This window comes from Curtobacterium sp. NPDC089185 (assembly GCF_040685235.1).
In the GTDB taxonomy this organism is placed as follows: Bacteria; Actinomycetota; Actinomycetes; order Actinomycetales; family Microbacteriaceae; genus Curtobacterium; species Curtobacterium citri.
On sequence record NZ_JBFBHK010000019.1, the window covers coordinates 22,936 to 39,833 of the forward strand.

Genomic DNA, 16,898 nt, shown 5'->3' on the forward strand with positions numbered 1-16,898 from the left:
CAAGGGAGCATCCATGTCGGGACCGAGCGTGCTGTTCATCGGCGGCAGCGGCATCATCAGCGCCGCGTGCGTCCGCGAAGCCGTCGAGCAGGGGTTCGACGTCACCGTGCTCAACCGGGGCACGACCGACAAGCGGCCGATCCCGGAGAGCGTCACGCGCCTCCAGGCCGACGTGTCGGACCGCGCCGCGCTCGAGGCGGCGATCGGCGACCAGCGCTGGGACGTCGTCATCGACTTCGTGGCGTTCACGCCCGACCAGGTGCAGCGGGACGTCGAGGTGTTCACGGGGCGGACGAACCAGTACGTCTTCATCTCGTCGGCCTCGGCGTACCAGACGCCCGCGACGCACCTGCCGATCACCGAGTCGACGCCGCTGAAGAACCCGTTCTGGCAGTACTCCCGCGACAAGATCGCGTGCGAGGACCTGCTCACGAAGGCCTACCGGGAGGACGACTTCCCGATGACGATCATCCGTCCGTCCCACACCTACGACGAGACCCTCGTGCCGTTCTCCGGCGGGTGGACGGTGCTCGGTCGCATGCGCGCGGGGAAGCCGGTCGTGGTGACCGGCGACGGGAGCTCGCTGTGGACGATCACGCACGCGCGGGACTTCGCGGTCGGGTTCGTCGGGCTGCTCGACCGTGCCGAGGCGATCGGCGAGGCGTTCCACATCACGGGTGACGAGGCGCCGACCTGGAACCAGATCGCCCACGAGCTCGCGGCCGCCGCCGGCGTGGAGGACCTGCAGCTCGTGCACGTCCCCGCCGACGCGATCGACGCCCTCGACGCCGAGTGGGGTGCGAGCCTGCTCGGGGACAAGGCGAACACCTCGGTGTTCGACAACACGAAGGTGCAGACGCTCGTGCCGGAGTTCGCGCAGTCGACGTCGATCCGGCAGGGTGCGCGGGAGATCGTGGCGTGGTTCGACGCGGATCCGTCCCGCCAGGTGACGGACGAGCACCTCGACGGGCTGATGGACCAGCTCGTGGAGCGGTGGCAGGTGCGCTGACGGGGAGCGCGACGGACGGGAGGCGCGGTGCCGGCTGGCACCGCGCCTCCCGTCCGTCCTGTGGCCGCGCCTAGCGCGCGGCCAGCACCTCGCCGAGGGTCCCGATCGCGAGACGGACCTCGTCGTCGGTGACGACGAGCGGCGGCGCGAAGCGGATCGTCGAGCCGTGCGTGTCCTTGACGAGCACGCCGCGGTCGGCCAGGTCGTGCGCGATCTCCTTGCCGGTGCCGAGCGCGGGGTCGATGTCGATCCCCGCCCACAGCCCGGCGACCCGGTGCGCCACGACGCCCTTGCCGACGAGCTCGTCGAGCAGCCCGCGCAGGAGCGGTTCGCCCTCGAGCGCGCGCTGCTGGAACGTGCCCTCGTCGAGCATCGCGACGACCTCGGCGCCGACGGCGGCGGCGAGCGGGTTGCCGCCGAAGGTCGAGCCGTGCTCGCCCGGACGGAGGACGCCGAGCACCTCGCGGGAGCCGACGACCGCGGACACCGGGACGATGCCACCGCCGAGGGCCTTGCCGAGCGTGATGAGGTCCGGCCGGACGCCGACGCGTTCGACCGCGAGGGTGTGCCCGGTGCGGCCGAGCCCGGACTGGATCTCGTCGGCGACGAACAGCGCGCCGAACTCGTCGCAGACCTCGCGGACGGCCGGCAGGTAGTCGGCGGGCGGGATGACGACCCCGCCCTCGCCCTGGATCGGCTCGAGCAGCACGGCGACGACGGTCTCGTCCATCGCCGCCCGGAGGGCCTCGGCGTCGCCGTACGGCACCGTGCGGAAGCCCGGCGTGTACGGGCCGAAGTCCTCGCGGGCCGAGGGGTCGTCCGAGAACGACACGATCGTCGTGGTGCGCCCGTGGAAGTTCCCGGACGCAACCACGATGGTGGCCTGTCCCGCCGGGACGCCCTTGACGCGGTAGCCCCATGCACGCGAGACCTTGATCGCGGACTCGACGGCCTCGGCACCGGTGTTCATCGGCAGGACGAGGTCGGTGCCGGTCAGGGCGGCGAGCGCCGAGGCGAACGGGCCGAGCCGGTCGTTCACGAACGCGCGGCTCGTCAGGGTGACCCGGTCGAGCTGGGCACGGGCGGCGTCGAGCAGTCGGGGGTTGCCGTGGCCGAAGTTCACCGCAGAGTAGGCGGCGAGTCCGTCCAGGTAGCGCCTGCCGTCGACGTCCGTCACCCATGCACCCTCGCCGGACGCGATGACGACCGGCAGCGGGCTGTAGTTGTGGGCGAGGGAGCGGTCCTCGACGGCGAGGGCGGCTGCGGTGGCGCCACCGAGCGAGCTGGCGTCACCGAGTGCGCTGGCGTCGCCGAACGCGCCGGCACCCTGGTAGGTGCCGGCTCCGGTCGTGGTGCCCATGGCTACCGCGCGACCGAGGTGCCGGTGCCGACGGGGTGCAGGTCGAGCGTGCAGCACTTCACGCCGCCGCCGCCGAGCAGGAGCTCGGACAGGTCGACGCCGATCGGGTTGTAGCCCTTCTCGCGCAGCTGCTCGGCGAAGGTCGTCGCGCGCGACGCGATCACGACGTTGTACCCGTCGGAGTACGAGTTGAGGCCGAGGATCGCGGCGTCCTCCTCGGTCGCGATGATCGCGTCCGGGAAGCGCTCGCGCAGGATCGCCAGCGAGGGCTCGTCGAACGCGCTCTCCAGGTAGGCGATGTTCGAACGGCCGGACACGTCGGGCTCGGGGTCGAGCACGGCGATGGCGGTGTCGAGGTGGTAGAAGCTTGGGTTGATCAGCTTGAGGGTGACGACCTCGCGGCCGTAGATGCGGGCGAGCTCCTCGTGCGAGGTGCTGTCGGAGCGGAACCCGGTGCCGGCGAAGATCGTGTCGCCGATGAGCAGGAAGTCGCCCTCGCCCTCGTTGGTCTCCTCGGGCTCGGCGACGGCGAGGCCGGCGCTGCGGAACCAGTCCATGTACGCCGGACCCTCGGGCTGGCGCTCGGGGTACTGGAACTTCGCGCCGTACGCGACGCCGTCGAGCACGAAGCCGCCGTTGGCCGCGTAGACCATGTCCGGCAGACCCTCGATCGGCTCGATGTACGAGATGTCGAAGCCGAGCTGCTCGTAGACGTCGACGAGCGACTGCCACTGCTCGACGGCCTTCGACGTGTCGGTCGGCTCCTCGGGGTGCATCCACGGGTTGATCCGGTAGCTCACCGTGTAGTGCGTCGGCTTGCACATCAGGATCGTGCGCTTCGTGGCGACACGGGCCGGTGCTGCCTGCGGTTCGGTTGCGGTGTTCGACATCAGTTCCTCCTGGAAGGGACCGGGGCCCGAGCCTGCCAGGAACCACCACTCGTGAAGAGCTCCGGCGAGATGCAGGCTCACTCACCGCAGCGGACCAGGTCGACGCCGTTGCGATCCTCGCACGGATGGGCGCCCGCGTCGGGTCACGACTGGATCTCGGCTGGCACCCGTTCGGGTGACGCACGATTCATGCGTCGGACCCGGCTGCCTCGCAAGAAGCCCGCGTACGATGTTCGGCGATGGACACCCTCGACCACCGCATCCTGGACCAGCTCCGGGAGAACGCCCGCGCCGGGTACGGCGACATCGGGTCGGTGGTCGGACTCTCGGCCTCCGCCGTCAAGCGCCGCGTCGACCGGCTCGTCGCCGACGGCGTCATCCAGGGCTTCACGATCAAGGTCGACCCCGCCGTCGAGGACCGCGGCACCGAGGCCTGGGTCGAGCTGTACTGCCGCGGCACCGTCTCCCCCGACGAGCTCCGCACGCTGCTCGACACCGTGCCCGAGGTCGTCGACGCCGGCACGGTCACGGGCAGCGCCGACGCCGTCGTGCACATGCGGTCGCGGGACCTGTCGGCACTGGAGCTCGCGCTCGACAGGGTGCGCCTCGCACCGCAGGTGGACCACACGCGCAGCGCGATCGTCCTGTCGAAGCTCGTGAGCCGCGAGTCCGCCTGACGCAGCGCGCGTAGGGTCGCGGTCGTGGGACGCAGGAGGACGGCCGGGAGGCACGGCACGGCTCCCACGCGTCCGCCGGCGGCCCGACGTCTGGTCACCGCGGCGGCCGTCGCCTACCTGGCGAACTGCCTGTGGGGCACCGCGGTCGCGGTCCGAGTGATCCGGACGAGGAAGCTCCGTGTCGTGCACCACGGCCTGTTCGTCGTCACCGCCGCCCTGACGGGTGCCGCCGCGACGACCCCGCTCTGGACGCGCGACCGGACCGCCCTGTTCCTGCTGCCCGCGCTCGTCCCCCTCGCGGTCGCTCCACGCACCGACCCCCGTGCCGGAGCACACTGGAAGGTCGCGGTCGCCGCGGCACCGTCCTACCTGGGGGCGCTGCTCGCCCGCGGCCGGCGAGGAGGGTGATCCGTGGAGCTGTTCGAGGCGATCCGACGACGACGCACGACCAACGGGGCGTTCCTGCCCGACCCGGTGTCCGAGGAGCACCAGCGGCTCCTCGTGGAGCTCGCCGGGCGGGCACCGTCGCAGCTCAACAGCCAGCCGTGGCGGTTCGTCATCGTCGAGGAGCGCGACACGATCGACCGGATCGCGGACATCAGCGGACGATCGATGACCCGGACCATGGCCGAGGGGTCGTTCTTCAGCCGCTACCGGCCGTACTTCCGGTTCTCGCAGGCCGAGATGGACGAGCGGCGCGACGGCATGCTGTTCGACAAGCTCCCCGGACCGCTCAGGCCCTTCACGAAGCAGGTCTTCACCCGTCGCGGCCAGCTGCTCATGAACACGCTGCGCGTCCCGCAGACCCTCGGCGAGGAGAACCGGAAGCTCGTCGCCGGCTCGCCGCTCCTGCTCGGCGTGATGCTCGACCGCGACGAGTACCAGAAGGAGGCGCGCAACGCCTTCTACTCCGTCTTCAGCATGGGCGCGGCGATGGAGAACGTCTGGCTCGCGACGACCGAGCTCGGCCTCGGGATCCAGTTCGTGTCGTTCCCGATGGAGATCGAGGAGGCGTGGGCCGAGGTCGAGGACCTGCTGGCCGTCCCGCCGGAGCTCGAGCTCATGGCCGTGTACCGGATCGGGTACGTGCCGCCGGAGCGCCGACGACCCGCCATCGACTGGGTGTCGAACGAACGGAAGCGCCCGTCGCAGTACGTGTTCCGCGGGACCTGCGCGACCCCGCAGACCGGGTGGGACGACGTGTCGGAGGCGGGCGAGCCCGCGGAGAGGAGTGCCCCGTGACCGTGAGCCAGCCCGCCGGAGGTGCGCCCGGCCTCCCGTCCGTCGCCCCCGGCCTGCCGGGCCGCCCCTGGATCGAGCAGGCCTGGCGTGACGTCGTCTTCGTGCACTGGCGGGTCGACGCATCCGCCGTCGCGCCGCTGCTGCCGAAGGGCGTGCGGCCGGACACGCTCGGGGCCGACGGCGTCGACGACGGGGTGACCACGTGGGTGGGCCTCATCGCGTTCTCGTTCGAGGACACCCGGTTCCCGCCCGTGTCCGTCGGCCGGGTCGGCGACTTCGTCGAGATCAACGTGCGTGTCTACACGGTCGACGACCGTGGACGGCACGGGGTCGTGTTCCTGTCGCTCGACGCGGGGAAGCTCGCGCCGACGGTCGGGGCGCGCGTCGCGACCGGGCTGCCCTACTGGTGGGCGGTCGCGCAGCGGCGTCGCGGAGCCGGGCGCATCGCCTACGCGATGCGGCGGCACGGCACCCGCCTGCGGTCGCGCATCGAGGTCGCGATCGGCGACGAGGTCACGGCGCCGACCCCGCTCGAGACCTTCCTCACGGCACGGTGGGGCATGCACGTGCGACGGCTCGGCGCGACGCGCTTCTGGCCGAACGAGCACGAACCGTGGCCGCTGCACCGGGCCACCGTCCGACGGCTGCAGGACGACCTGCTCGGTGCCGCCGGGCTGCCGTTCGGGCTGTCGGGGCTCGAGCCGGACTCGGTGCTGTACTCGCCGGGGGTGACGACGCGGTTCGGGATCGGGCGGTGACCATCGCGCTCGGGATGATCACAAGCAGCGGTATTTCAGATACGTAGCCTTTCGGGGACTTCCGTCCTCGTGAAAGGAACAGCATGAACCTCCGTCCCCTCGCCGTCGGATCCGCCGTGGTCCTCGCGAGCTGCCTCGCCGTCGGCGCCACGAGCGCGAGCGCGTTCGCGGCCCCCGGGCAGCCCGCGCGTGCCGCCGCGTCGTCCGCGTCGACCGCCCGCGCCGGCATCACCGACGTCCAGCAGGCCCCGATGCGGGTCGGTGACCTGCAGTGGGTCGACGTGCGCGTCACGGTCGACGCACCCACGGTGGTGCGGCTCATCGATCCGTCGGGCGAGATCGTCGATGCCAAGAGCGGTGACTCGCGGAAGCCGATCATCTTCCAGGTGAAGCCGAACGGTCAGGACTCGGCGCACTACGCGGTGGACACCGGGCAGTCCTCGACGGAACGCGCCGTCGACGTGGACTTCAGCGGCCTCCCCCTGTCCGCGCCGCTCGACCTCAGCTCGGAGGGGCGCCTGACCGAGATCTCCCGTGCGGTGCAGCACGGTCAACTGACCCACGAGATGCGGTACGAAGCAGTGCCGGGTGCCGAGGTGACCGTCGTCGCGAACGGGCACTCGACGGCCGCGCTGGCATCGGACGACGGGGTCGCCACGGTGTCCGTCGAGTTCCGCGGGGGTGAGAACCAGGTGCGGGCCTCGCAGGTGCTCGGGGAGAAGCGATCGCTCGAGTCCGACGACCACTACACGTTCGGTGGCTCGGACGGGGGTACGGGCGGTGGCTCCGACGGCGGCTCTGGTGGCGGCTCCGGCAGCGGCGAGCAGGTCGACCCCGCGTCGCTGCGCCTCGACCAGCAGCAGGGCGCCGAGCTCACCCCGAAGGACGGCAAGGTCACCCTCTCCGGCCGCGCCTCCGGCGGGTGGATCACCGTCCGCGACGCCGACCGGAAGACCCTCGGTACCACCGAGGTCCACGACGGCCACTGGTCCGTCGACGTCACCGCCACCACCCCCGGCTGGCAGATCACGTCCATCGCCCTCTCCAGCACCGAACAGGCTGCCCCCGTCACCCAGGCCACGTTCCGGTACATCGTCCGCGACGACAGCCAGCAGCCCGGCGACGGCAACGGCGGGCAGGTCGACCCCGCGTCGCTGCGCCTCGACCAGCAGCAGGGCGCCGAACTCACCCCGAAGGACGGCAAGGTCACCCTCTCCGGCCGCGCCTCCGGCGGGTGGATCACCGTCCGCGACCTCGACAACGGCTCCCAGACCACCACCGAGGTCCGAGACGGCCACTGGTCGGTCGACGTCCCCGCCACCAAGCCCGGCGGGCGGATCGCGTCCATCGCCCTCTCCGGCACCGAACACGGCGCACCCGTCGCCCGGACCACGCTCCGGTACGTCGTCCGCGACGACAGCCAGCAGCCCGGCGACGGCAACGAGACGCCGGCCACCGAGCTCTCTGTCGACCAGTCCGGCTCGGTGCAGCTCGACCGGGACGGTTTCGTCACGTACACGGGCACGGCACCCGGCGAGTCCGTGCTGGTCCTCGAGAACGGGAAGCGCGCCGGCGAGTTCGCCGTCAAGGACGGGCACTTCGCCGCGAAGATCTACCAGACGCCCGGCAAGTACAAGCTCACGTTCCTCGCCAAGGAAAAGCCACACGGCAGTCTGTGGAACCGGGTCACGACCACGGAGGTCACCGTCGAAGGGTGACCTGACCACCTCCACGCGGACCCCGCCGATCGCTGCGATCGGCGGGGTCCCGTCGTCGCGGCGCTGGGACGGCCTCCCCCGCGCGTGAGTAACGTGCGTGAGGTGACCGGAGCATCGCACCAGCAGGACGTCCGGCGACGAGCCGGATGGCTCCCGCAGGACCAGTCAGGACTCGAGGCGTGGCTCCGCGGTCGCCGGGACCGCCACCAGCACCGCGATCCTGACCGCGCGCTGCACCCCGCGGTGTCCGCCCTCCGGGACCTCGTCGAGGGCGACCCGGTGCTGCGGATGCACGCGCACCAGATGATCGAGCAGGTCCCCACCGGTCGCGAGTACCAGGACCGGCACCTCGAGTCGTTCGACGAGCTGCTCGAACTCGTCGACGAGGTGATCACGACCGCGCCGGAGTACAGCGACGAGCAGATGGTGATGACCCCGCTCGACGGTGTGCTCGACTGGACGAAGGCCACCCCGGCCGGCTTCGCGTTCTACCGGGACCCCCGGGTGAACGACGCGCTCCGGGCGATCCTGCAGGGGTGGTGCGACTTCCTGTCGAGCGACAAGTCGCTCGGGGTGCTCGTGGACGCGCCGTCGGGATGGCTGAGCGACGCAGCTCGTCGTGCGGTCGGCCTGGACCAGTTCGTGTACGACCCGGACGACGAGCACGGGGGCTTCGGCTCCTGGAACGACTTCTTCACCCGTCGCCTGCAGGACGGCGAGCGGCCCGTGGCCGCTCCGGACGACGACGCCGTGGTGGTCAGTCCCTGCGAGGCCACGCCGTACCGGATCGCGAGCCGCGTGCACCGGCGCGACGCGTTCTGGGCGAAGGCCGAGCCGTACTCGGTCGAGGAGCTGCTCGCCGGCGACGAGGCCACCGACCTGTTCGTGGACGGGACGGTGTGGCAGGCGTTCCTGAGCGCGCTCGAGTACCACCGCTGGCACAGCCCGGTGGGCGGGACGGTCCTCCGCGCCTGGGTCGAGCCGGGCACCTACTACTCCGAGGCGTCGTCGCAGGGAGCCGAGGCCGCCGAACCCCAGCTGTCCCAGGGGTACCTGGCGCACGTCGCGACACGGGCGATCGTGCTCGTCGACGCCGACGACCCGACCATCGGCACCGTCGCGGTCGTGTTCATCGGGATGTCGGACGTGTCGTCCTGCGTGATCGGCGACGGCATCGAGCCGGGCGCCCGGGTCGGCAAGGGCGACGAGCTGGGGTACTTCCAGTTCGGCGGGTCCTCGGTGTGCGTGCTGTTCGGGCCGGACGTCGTGGAGTCGTTCTCGCTCGGAGCGCTGCCGCAGGCACCGGACGAGGAGCCGGTGCTGCTGCACGTGCGGTCGCACCTGGCGACGGCGAGGCGGGCGGCGGGCGACTGACGGTCGTCCTCCCGCGCTCAATCCGACGGCGTGCGGGCGAGGGCGCGGAACTGCACGAACGCGAACACCGCCGTGATGACGGCGACGAGCGGCGCGACCCCGGCCCAGACCGTCGCGCGCCCGTGCGGGACGACGTCGACCGTCAGCCCGACGACGACCAGGACCAGGGACACCACCGCGACGACGGTGCACGCCACCGACACCGCCGTACGATCGAAGCGGGTGATCGAACGCGCGGACCACATGATGGTCGGCAGCCCACCGAGGGCGCCCATCGCGACACCGATCGCGCCACCGGCGACCAGGCTCGCGACCATCACCACGGCGCCGCTCGCGACACCTGCCAGGACCGCCGTCCGGTGCAGGTCCCACGAGGCGCCGCGGGTCTGGTCCCGGTACGCTCGCCAGCCCGCGACCGCCAGCGCGACCGCGCCGGCCGACATCACGACCGCGGCCGTCACCCAGGGCACCCGCGCGAGCACGTCCGCGGAGGCGGACCCGGCGACGATCATCAGCGCGGCGACGCCGAGTGCCAGCAGTGGCAGGACCCAGACCTCTCGCCACCGCGTGGGCGTGCGCAGCACCCAGCCGGGCGGTGCCTCCTCGACCGGGTCCTCGTCGCGCGTCTCCACCGCGCCATCATGCTCCCCGTGGTGCCGTGCCGGGGGACGCCCGCTGAGTCGGCGGTGACCGTGCTCCGCGTACAACGGACAGCATGACGCGCGTGGCAGTGGTGACCGGTGGTTCGGCTGGACTGGGGCGGTCGACCGTCCGCGAGCTCGCCGCGCGGGGGTGGGACGTGGCCGTCCTCGCCCGCGGGGAGGACGGGGTCGCGGCCGCCGTCGCGGAGGTCGAGGCCGCCGGACGTCGTGGGCTCGCGCTGGTCGCCGACGTCGCCGACCGTCAGGCGGTCGAGGCCGCTGCCGACCGCGCCGAGCAGGAACTCGGCCCGATCGACCTGTGGGTCAACTGCGTGATGGTCGGGGTCTTCGGACGGTTCCTCGACACCGAGGCCGACGACTTCGAGCGGGCCCTCGACGTGAACTTCCTCGGCTTCGTGCACGGCACCCGCGCGGCACTGTCGCGCATGGTCCCCCGCGACCGCGGTCACGTCATCCAGGTCGGGTCGGCGCTGGGCTTCCGCGGCATCCCGCTGCAGTCCGCCTACTGCAGCTCGAAGCACGCCATCGTGGGCTTCACCGAGTCGGTCGTGTCGGAGCTCTCCGCGCAGGGCAGCAAGGTCGCCGTGAGCCGGGTGGACATGCCCGCACTCAACACGGTCCAGTTCAACTGGGTGAAGTCGCTGCTGCCGCACCACCCGCAGCCGGTCGCCCCGATCTACCAGCCCGAGGTCGGCGCACGCGCGATCGCCACCACCGCCGAGCGGCCCCGTCGCCGCACCTGGGTCGGCGAGTCGACCGTCTACACGATCCTCGGCAACCGGATCAGCGGTCGCTTCGCCGACTGGTACGCCGCGAAGACCCTGGTCAGCGGGCAGCAGGCCGAGCAGAAGGACGGCGAGTCCCTGCCGACCAACCTCTACGAGCCGGTGGCGGGCGATCACGGCGCGCACGGTGTCTTCGACGACTCGGCGCACGCGTGGTCACCGCAGACCTGGTGGGTGGAGCACCGCCGACTCGGCAACGGCATCATCGGCGCTGCACTCGGTGCCGCCGGAGCGCTCGCGATCGCCGCGGGGAAGCGCCGATGAGCCGCCGCAGCCGCCGGGCAAGCACCGAGCGTGCGCGCTGGGTCGAGGGACTCCGCGCGGGCATCGGGATCGCTCACCTGATCGCGTCGCGCGGTTCGACGGGGCGGGTCGCCGTCTTCGGTCGGGTCCTCGGCGTGCGGCAGCTCGCCCAGGCGGCACTGCTCGTCCGCGCGGGCTCCCCCGAGGCGCACGTGCTCGGCGCTGCCGTCGACGCCACGCACGGCGTCTCGATGGTGCCGCTCATCGCGCTCGACCGGCAGACCCGCGGGTTCGCCGTCCGGCAGCTCGTGGTCGCGATCGTCCTGACGGCGCTCGAGGTCGGGCTCGTCGGCACGGGACGGCGTCGCCCCGGCCGACGGTGACCCTCGGTCGCCGCGGCTGGCGGACAGCCGGCCGCGGCCCGACCGCTACTCGACCTCGGTGACCGGTCCCTCGTCCTCGACACCGGTCTCGTCCATGCGGTCCCGCAGGTGGTCGGCCATGGCCCCGGCCCCCTCGTCGCCGTGGTCGTGCTCGACCTGTTCCACCAGGCCGGAGAGCTTCTCCTCGTTGGTGGCCTCGGTGGCACCGTCCATCACGGGGGCGGTCTGGACCTCGTCGTCGTTCGCTCGTGCGTTCATGCCCCGGACGGTACGCCGCTCACCGCGGCGACCGCTCAGAGCCGCAGCCGGCTGAACGCCGTCGAGACGTCGCCGTGCCGGTGCGCCGCGACGGACACGGTCTGCTCCCGCAGGAAGTGCAGCATCTCGACCAGGCCGGACTCGACCACCGGGTCGTCGTGGATCGTCGTGTCCGTCCCGGCTCCGAGCGCCGCCTCGAGCGCACGCGGGTCGCCGCCGAGCAGCCGCACACGGGAGCCGGGGCCACCGAACGCCGTGTGGCGTCGCCGCTCGACACCCTGGGCGAGGACGAGGTCGAGCGGGTCCACGTCCTGCTCCGCTCCGTCCGACCAGTCGTCCTGCAGCAGGGCGCCGGACGCGGCACGGGCCAGGAACGCTGCGTCGTCCTCGACCAGCTGGTCGACGACGTGGAGCGGGGACCGCGCGGCGGAGAACAGCGGCAGCAGCTCGGCCGGCAGCGGTCGGGCGGTGCTCAGGAGCACGTGCGCTCGTGCCGCGGTCGCCGCGACGAGCACGCGGACGAGGTCACCGGCACCGACGCCCGTCGACTGACGGACGACCACGGACTGCGGTCGGAACCGGATGACGTTCCGCTCGACGACGAGGTCGGCCGTGTCCCGTGAGCGACCGTAGAGGGCCGCACGCGCTGCCGCGTCGCTCTCGGCACCCGCACGGACCCGGTCGAACTCCTCGAACGACAGCCCGCCGCGCGCGGCTTCGATGACCGCCGTCACGCGGTTCCCGAGTCCCTGCAGCTGGATGCTGCGCTGGGCGGTGCGCGCCGTCGGCCGCCAGCGGTCCGCACCGAGCACGGCGAGCGGGCCCCCGCGGTGCACGGTGGGTCCGACCGCGGTCCGCCGCCATCCGCCGACCGGCTGTCGCCCTGGTCGGGCGCCGGTGGTCGGGCGGTCGACGACGAGCAGGCCGGCCCGAGTGCGGTCCGACCAGGTGGCGACCTCGTCCGGGTCGAGCGTGTGCAGGGCCGCGACGGAGCCGCCGTCGACGGCCTCCTGCAGGGCGAGCGCGTCCTCGAGCGTGTCGACGCGGACGACGTCCAGCACGGGAGCGGGGACAGCGGACCGGGAGTGGTCGGCAGTGGGGCGCACGCCCTCCCGGACGCCCGGGGACCACAGTCGCCCGGAGTCGTCGAGGGCGGCGGGTTCGACGAGCCACGACTCCCCCGGCCGCAGCTCGGTCAAGGCCGTGCGGACCGGACCGGACGGCTCGGCGACGAGCGGCCCGACCTGCGCGGACGGGTCGGTCGGCCACGCCGTGCGCAACCCACGGACCGCGTCGGCGAGCTGGTCGCGGAAGTGGTCGCTCTCGCCGACGGACCCGACGAGCACGAGCAACGACACGGCGGCCGCCGACTGCCCGGCACGGTCGAACGCCGACGCCACGACGTCGCGCGCCGCCTGGTCGAGGTCGGCCGACGGGGTCACCACCGCCGTCACGACCCCGGTCAGCTCGGCGACGAGGGGCAGGTCGGCCCGCCACCACCGGTAGGACCGCGCCGTCTCCGGTGCCCCGGTGAGCACGACCCGGTCGACGGCGGGGTGGGCGACGAGGTCCCGTGCGAGGTCGCTGCCGTCGAGGTCGACGAGCTGGAGCAGGGAGTGGGGCACCCCGGCGTCCCAGAGCACCTCGGCGAACACGGCACCGGCCCGGCGCGCGGCGGTCGCGGGCTGCAGCACCACACCGCTCCCGGCGGCGAGTGCCGTCAGGACGCCGTCGGCGGCGTCGACGAGCGGGGCGCTCCACGACGGCACGACCACGGTGAGCCGCGGTGGTGCCGGCTGCGCTCCCGTGACGTCGACCAGGTGCCGGGTGCGGTCGGCGGCGTGCACGGCTGCGTCGACAGCGCGGCTGACCTCGCCGTCGGCCTCGGCCAGCGTGAACCCGAGCTCGGAGACGACCACTTCGACCAGGTCGGCACGGTGGCGTTCGACGGCGTGGGCGATCAGGTCGAAGAGCTCCGCCCGGTCCTCCGGTTCCTGCCGGCCCCAGTTCGCCCCGGCCGAGGCCGTGCGGGCGATCATCCGCTCGAGCCGCCCGCGGTCTGTGGTGCGCGCGGCGCGGATGGTGGCGGCACCGCGCTGGGACCCCGGCACGCGGGCGAGGACCTCGGCTGCCCACTCGCGGTTCCCCGGGACCGAAGGATCGGTGTCGGGCGTGCTGCCGGACCGGTCGAGCAGCACCGGGTCGCCGGGAGGCCGGCGACGGTCCTGGATGCGACGGGAGGTCGGTGCCGGACGGACGAGTGCGGCGACGGCATCGACGTGCGCGGCCAGCCCGCGGTCGTCAGCGGCTGCGTCGTCACCGTCGGACGTGCTGGCGACGCCGTCCGCGACCTCGCGCAGGCGCCGGGCGAGGAACGGCACGGCAGCGTCGTACTCGTCGGGGCGGACGAGCGGGACGCGGACGACGACCCGGCCGAAGGAACCGCGGAGGGCGTCCGCGAGGCGGGTCGTGCCGAGGAGGACCTCGGGCTCCACCGCGTCGAGCACACCGCGGCGTTCGGCGAGGACGGACGCGGCCGCCAGCGCGAACGGGTCGGAGGTGGCGACCCCGACGTGCACGGCGTCGGTGCGCTCGGGGTCGATCGCCCGGTCGAGCAGTCGCAGGAACGCGGTGTCCGTCGCCAGGCGGTCGGCGGTGACCGCGAGCGGGCGGCTCTGCAGGACGGCGTCCACCCGTTCGGTCGCGAGGAGCGTGCCCGTGCCGAGGCGGACCCGGACGGGCGCTCCCCCGGCGGCACGGCGGTCCTGCGCCCGGGCCGTCACCTCGTCGAGCGCGTCGAGCGACTCGGGCAGCTCGGCCGGCAGGGTCACGCCGAGGGTCACCCCGGCGGTGCCGTCGAGCCGGAGCAGGGCGCAGAGCACCCCGACGGTCCGCTCGAGGTCGTCCGCCCGTCCGCTCTGCAGCGTGACCACCGGCGGGGTCGGACGACCCGCGGCGGTGCGCACGAGCGGTGCGAGGTGCTCGACGGCGTCGGCGACGGCCGCGTCGAGGTCCCACGGCGAGGTCGACGGCAGCACCGCGTCGAGGTCGACCGAGACGGCGCCGACGTCCTGCTGCACGAGTTCGGTGATCGCCGCGAGCCGCCGGTCGCGCCCGGCGGATCCGAGGACGGCCGGGCCGAGCAGGTCGACGTCGACCCGGGTGTCGGGTCCGCCCACCCGCGCCAGGGCCGCCGGGGTCCTGGCGACGGTCGCGTCGACGACGAGGTGTCCGGCGAGTCGACGGAGGACGCGGCGCGCCGAGGGCACGACGGCCCACGGCGCCATCGTCGCGAAGCCGCCGCCGACGGTCACCGCCCCACGGAGCCACCACGCGAGGTCCTCCGGCACCGAGCGGCTCGCCCGTTCGAGGTTCCGCGCGACGACCCGCGGGTCCTCCGGCCGGACGACGACGTCGACGAACTCCCGCGCGAAGTCGCGCCCGCGCGGGTCGGCGAGCAGCTCGGCCAGGCGGGCAGCCGCGGGGTCCGTCCGGACACCGCGGCCGGCGTCGATCCACCCCTGAGCCCGTGCCACCACGTCGTCGGTGCAGTCACGGAGGTGCGGGGAGGGCATGGAGCGATCGTATTCCGGCCCCCCGACGTGACCTCTGAGTACGCCGGGTGCCGACTCGGAGCGAGCCGGACGGATCGAGCGTGTGCTCGGGACGTCCGCTGCTGGCTACGCTGGCGGTCATGGCGGACGACGGTGGCGCAGGGCACGACTGGGCGACGTGGGACGCGTTCCACGACGTCTGGCGGCGGCTCGACCGCGCGCTCGACCACGCGGTGCAGGAGGGAGCCGGCATCTCGATCCCCGAGTTCGAGATCCTCATCGGTCTCCAGCGCGCTCCGGACCGCCGACTCCGGGTACGTGACGTCGCCGCCGGCATCGGCTGGGAGAAGTCGCGGGTCAGCCACCAGGTCACCCGGATGGTCGGTCGCGGCCTCGTCGAGCGGGCCGACTGCCCGACCGACGGTCGGGGCAGCTGGGTCACGATGACGACCGAGGGCCGCCGTGCGGTGCTGGCCGGCATCCGCGCGCACACCGCGGCGCTCGAGCAGCTGTTCTGGAGGCCCGTGGGGACCGACGCGGACACGCTGCGGTCCGTCTCCCACCGCCTCCTCGACGCGCTCGGCCCAGCGGACCCAGAGGACTGACCGGGACCCGGCAGTCCAGCCCGTCACCGTCCGGAGGGCGAGGACGCGACGTCGGCGAGCACCCGCGCCACCGCCGCGGCGACGGCGTCCGCCCGCTCGTGGTCGTCGGCGGTGAGCGTCACCACCGCGTCGGCCAGGGGGTCGAGGAGCACGAGCTGTCCGTACGCGCCGTGCAGCCGCCAGAGCCGTCCGGGCCCGCCCCACCCGGCGAGGGCGTAGCGGTCGTAGGCGGGCGAGGACCCGGCTGTCACCCAGTCGCCGTGCATCGCGTCCACGATCGCCGCGGGCACGAGCGGTCGCCCGTCGAGGGTCCCCCGGTCGCGGAGGAGTCGACCGATGCGCGCGACCTCGGCGGTCCGGAGCCACAACCCCCCACCGGCGACGACGTGACCGAGCGGAACGCGGTCCCACACGACGTCGGCGATGCCGAGCGGGGTGAACAGGCGGTCCTGCACGAAGGCGCCGACGTCCCCGACCCGCTCGGCGAGTGCTCGGACGGCGGTGTACGTGCTGGCGTTCGCGTACTGGAACCGGCGACCCGGGGTGGGCCGTCCGAGGAACTCCCGCGCCAGGTCGGGCCAGTCCGTCGCCTGCGTCGGTGACCACGGCATGTCGATGCCGCTCGTCATGGCGAGGAGGTGCCGGAGGGTCACGTCCTGCACGCCCGGACCGAGTCCCACGTCGGGCAGCAGTGCGCCGACGGGTTCGTCGAGCGCGACGACGCCGTCGCCGACGGCGATCCCGACGGCCAGGACGGCCACGCCCTTCGCCACCGAGTGGACGTCGCGGCGGACGTCGGCGCTCCAGCGGTGCTCGGCGGTGTGGTCGCCCACGAGGACGTGCAGGCCGTGCGCCCGGAAGCCGGTGCGCTCGACCTCGGTGAGGACGGCGTCGCGGACGAGTTCGGCGGCGTTCACGGCACCATCATCGCGGCCGGACCCCTCAGCCCTGGCGGAGGATCGAGACGAGGACGAGGGCCCCGACGACGATGTTGAACGCGGTGAAGACGAAGCCGAGGACGATCGCCCACAGAGCGAGTGCACGACCGCCCTCCCCCGTCCTGTCGATGTCGCGCAGGGCCAGGAACCCGACGATCGACCCGACGAAGGCGACGAAGAAGACGAGGACGAAGGCGACGACGGCGAGTGTATTGACCCTCGGGGTCACGTCCTGGGGTGCGGTCACCACTCCATCCTGTCGTCGAGGCGCTGGGAGGCGGGGTCGGGGTACGGCGGAAGGCGCCGTCCCCTGGTCGGGGGGCGGCGCCTTCGCGTCGTGGTGCTGTGGTGGTGTCCCGCTGGTGGTGCTGGGTGTTACTTGATCTGGGCGGTGATGGTGGCGGTACCGACGAGCAGGCCACCCTTGACGGCGTCGGTCTTG

At 73.1% G+C, this 16,898-nt stretch carries 17 protein-coding genes; 10 read left to right on the plus strand and 7 right to left on the minus strand.

Annotated elements, in window-relative coordinates:
* The first annotated feature begins 13 nt into the window (after nucleotides 1-13).
* The gene (locus AB0N84_RS14630) at nucleotides 14-1,009 is read left to right on the plus strand and encodes an SDR family oxidoreductase (protein ID WP_289459263.1); all 996 of its coding nucleotides are present in this window, start codon (nucleotides 14-16) and stop codon (nucleotides 1,007-1,009) included.
* A 70-nt stretch (nucleotides 1,010-1,079) separates the two neighbouring features.
* On the opposite strand, the gene rocD is transcribed toward AB0N84_RS14630, so the two are convergent.
* Both rocD and ddaH read right to left on the minus strand, forming a co-directional pair.
* On the minus strand, nucleotides 1,080-2,369 hold the full coding sequence (gene rocD / locus AB0N84_RS14635) for an ornithine--oxo-acid transaminase (protein ID WP_363547582.1): 1,290 nt from the start codon (nucleotides 2,367-2,369) through the stop codon (nucleotides 1,080-1,082).
* A 2-nt stretch (nucleotides 2,370-2,371) separates the two neighbouring features.
* Nucleotides 2,372-3,259 (minus strand): dimethylargininase, encoded by an 888-nt coding sequence (ddaH, locus tag AB0N84_RS14640; RefSeq protein WP_363547585.1) that lies wholly within the window; start codon nucleotides 3,257-3,259, stop codon nucleotides 2,372-2,374.
* Between the two features lie 239 nt (nucleotides 3,260-3,498).
* On the opposite strand from ddaH, the gene AB0N84_RS14645 reads away from it, so the two are divergent.
* From AB0N84_RS14645 to AB0N84_RS14670, 6 genes are all read left to right on the plus strand, one after another.
* Nucleotides 3,499-3,936, plus strand: coding sequence for an Lrp/AsnC family transcriptional regulator (locus AB0N84_RS14645; RefSeq protein ID WP_058741615.1), 438 nt, complete (start codon nucleotides 3,499-3,501; stop codon nucleotides 3,934-3,936).
* Between the two features lie 24 nt (nucleotides 3,937-3,960).
* A complete protein-coding gene (locus AB0N84_RS14650; RefSeq protein ID WP_363547593.1) occupies nucleotides 3,961-4,344 on the plus strand; it encodes a hypothetical protein in 384 nt (127 codons plus the stop codon).
* 3 nt (nucleotides 4,345-4,347) lie between these two features.
* A complete protein-coding gene (locus tag AB0N84_RS14655; RefSeq protein ID WP_363547596.1) occupies nucleotides 4,348-5,178 on the plus strand; it encodes a nitroreductase family protein in 831 nt (276 codons plus the stop codon).
* Complete coding sequence (locus AB0N84_RS14660) at nucleotides 5,175-5,936, plus strand: DUF2071 domain-containing protein (RefSeq protein ID WP_363547599.1); 762 nt, start codon at nucleotides 5,175-5,177, stop codon at nucleotides 5,934-5,936. Before AB0N84_RS14655 ends, AB0N84_RS14660 begins: the two co-directional genes overlap by 4 nt.
* A gap of 83 nt (nucleotides 5,937-6,019) precedes the next feature.
* A complete protein-coding gene (locus AB0N84_RS14665; RefSeq protein ID WP_363547602.1) occupies nucleotides 6,020-7,654 on the plus strand; it encodes a hypothetical protein in 1,635 nt (544 codons plus the stop codon).
* A 102-nt stretch (nucleotides 7,655-7,756) separates the two neighbouring features.
* Entirely contained in the window at nucleotides 7,757-9,028 is a 1,272-nt protein-coding gene (locus AB0N84_RS14670; protein WP_363547605.1) for a phosphatidylserine decarboxylase family protein, read from the plus strand.
* A 17-nt stretch (nucleotides 9,029-9,045) separates the two neighbouring features.
* Here AB0N84_RS14670 and AB0N84_RS14675 read toward each other — a convergent pair whose 3' ends face one another.
* Nucleotides 9,046-9,660, minus strand: a complete 615-nt coding sequence (locus AB0N84_RS14675) for a hypothetical protein (RefSeq protein WP_363547608.1) — start codon at nucleotides 9,658-9,660, stop codon at nucleotides 9,046-9,048.
* An 83-nt stretch (nucleotides 9,661-9,743) separates the two neighbouring features.
* On the opposite strand from AB0N84_RS14675, the gene AB0N84_RS14680 reads away from it, so the two are divergent.
* Together AB0N84_RS14680 and AB0N84_RS14685 are read left to right on the plus strand one after the other, a co-directional pair.
* Complete coding sequence (locus tag AB0N84_RS14680) at nucleotides 9,744-10,739, plus strand: SDR family oxidoreductase (RefSeq protein WP_363547611.1); 996 nt, start codon at nucleotides 9,744-9,746, stop codon at nucleotides 10,737-10,739.
* The gene (locus AB0N84_RS14685) at nucleotides 10,736-11,101 is read left to right on the plus strand and encodes a hypothetical protein (RefSeq protein ID WP_363547614.1); all 366 of its coding nucleotides are present in this window, start codon (nucleotides 10,736-10,738) and stop codon (nucleotides 11,099-11,101) included. The genes AB0N84_RS14680 and AB0N84_RS14685 overlap by 4 nt, the downstream gene beginning before the upstream one ends.
* A gap of 45 nt (nucleotides 11,102-11,146) precedes the next feature.
* Here AB0N84_RS14685 and AB0N84_RS14690 read toward each other — a convergent pair whose 3' ends face one another.
* Together AB0N84_RS14690 and AB0N84_RS14695 are read right to left on the minus strand one after the other, a co-directional pair.
* On the minus strand, nucleotides 11,147-11,359 hold the full coding sequence (locus tag AB0N84_RS14690) for a hypothetical protein (protein ID WP_069711812.1): 213 nt from the start codon (nucleotides 11,357-11,359) through the stop codon (nucleotides 11,147-11,149).
* Nucleotides 11,360-11,394: 35 nt separating this feature from the next.
* The gene (locus tag AB0N84_RS14695; protein ID WP_363547618.1) at nucleotides 11,395-14,934 is read right to left on the minus strand and encodes a proline dehydrogenase family protein; all 3,540 of its coding nucleotides are present in this window, start codon (nucleotides 14,932-14,934) and stop codon (nucleotides 11,395-11,397) included.
* 119 nt (nucleotides 14,935-15,053) lie between these two features.
* Between AB0N84_RS14695 and AB0N84_RS14700 the strand changes: the two genes are divergently transcribed.
* Entirely contained in the window at nucleotides 15,054-15,518 is a 465-nt protein-coding gene (locus AB0N84_RS14700; RefSeq protein ID WP_363547621.1) for a MarR family winged helix-turn-helix transcriptional regulator, read from the plus strand.
* 23 nt (nucleotides 15,519-15,541) lie between these two features.
* Here AB0N84_RS14700 and AB0N84_RS14705 read toward each other — a convergent pair whose 3' ends face one another.
* The gene (locus AB0N84_RS14705) at nucleotides 15,542-16,435 is read right to left on the minus strand and encodes a serine hydrolase (RefSeq protein ID WP_363547624.1); all 894 of its coding nucleotides are present in this window, start codon (nucleotides 16,433-16,435) and stop codon (nucleotides 15,542-15,544) included.
* A 25-nt stretch (nucleotides 16,436-16,460) separates the two neighbouring features.
* A complete protein-coding gene (locus AB0N84_RS14710) occupies nucleotides 16,461-16,703 on the minus strand; it encodes a DUF4190 domain-containing protein (RefSeq protein WP_182046960.1) in 243 nt (80 codons plus the stop codon).
* Nucleotides 16,704-16,898 lie beyond the last annotated feature (195 nt).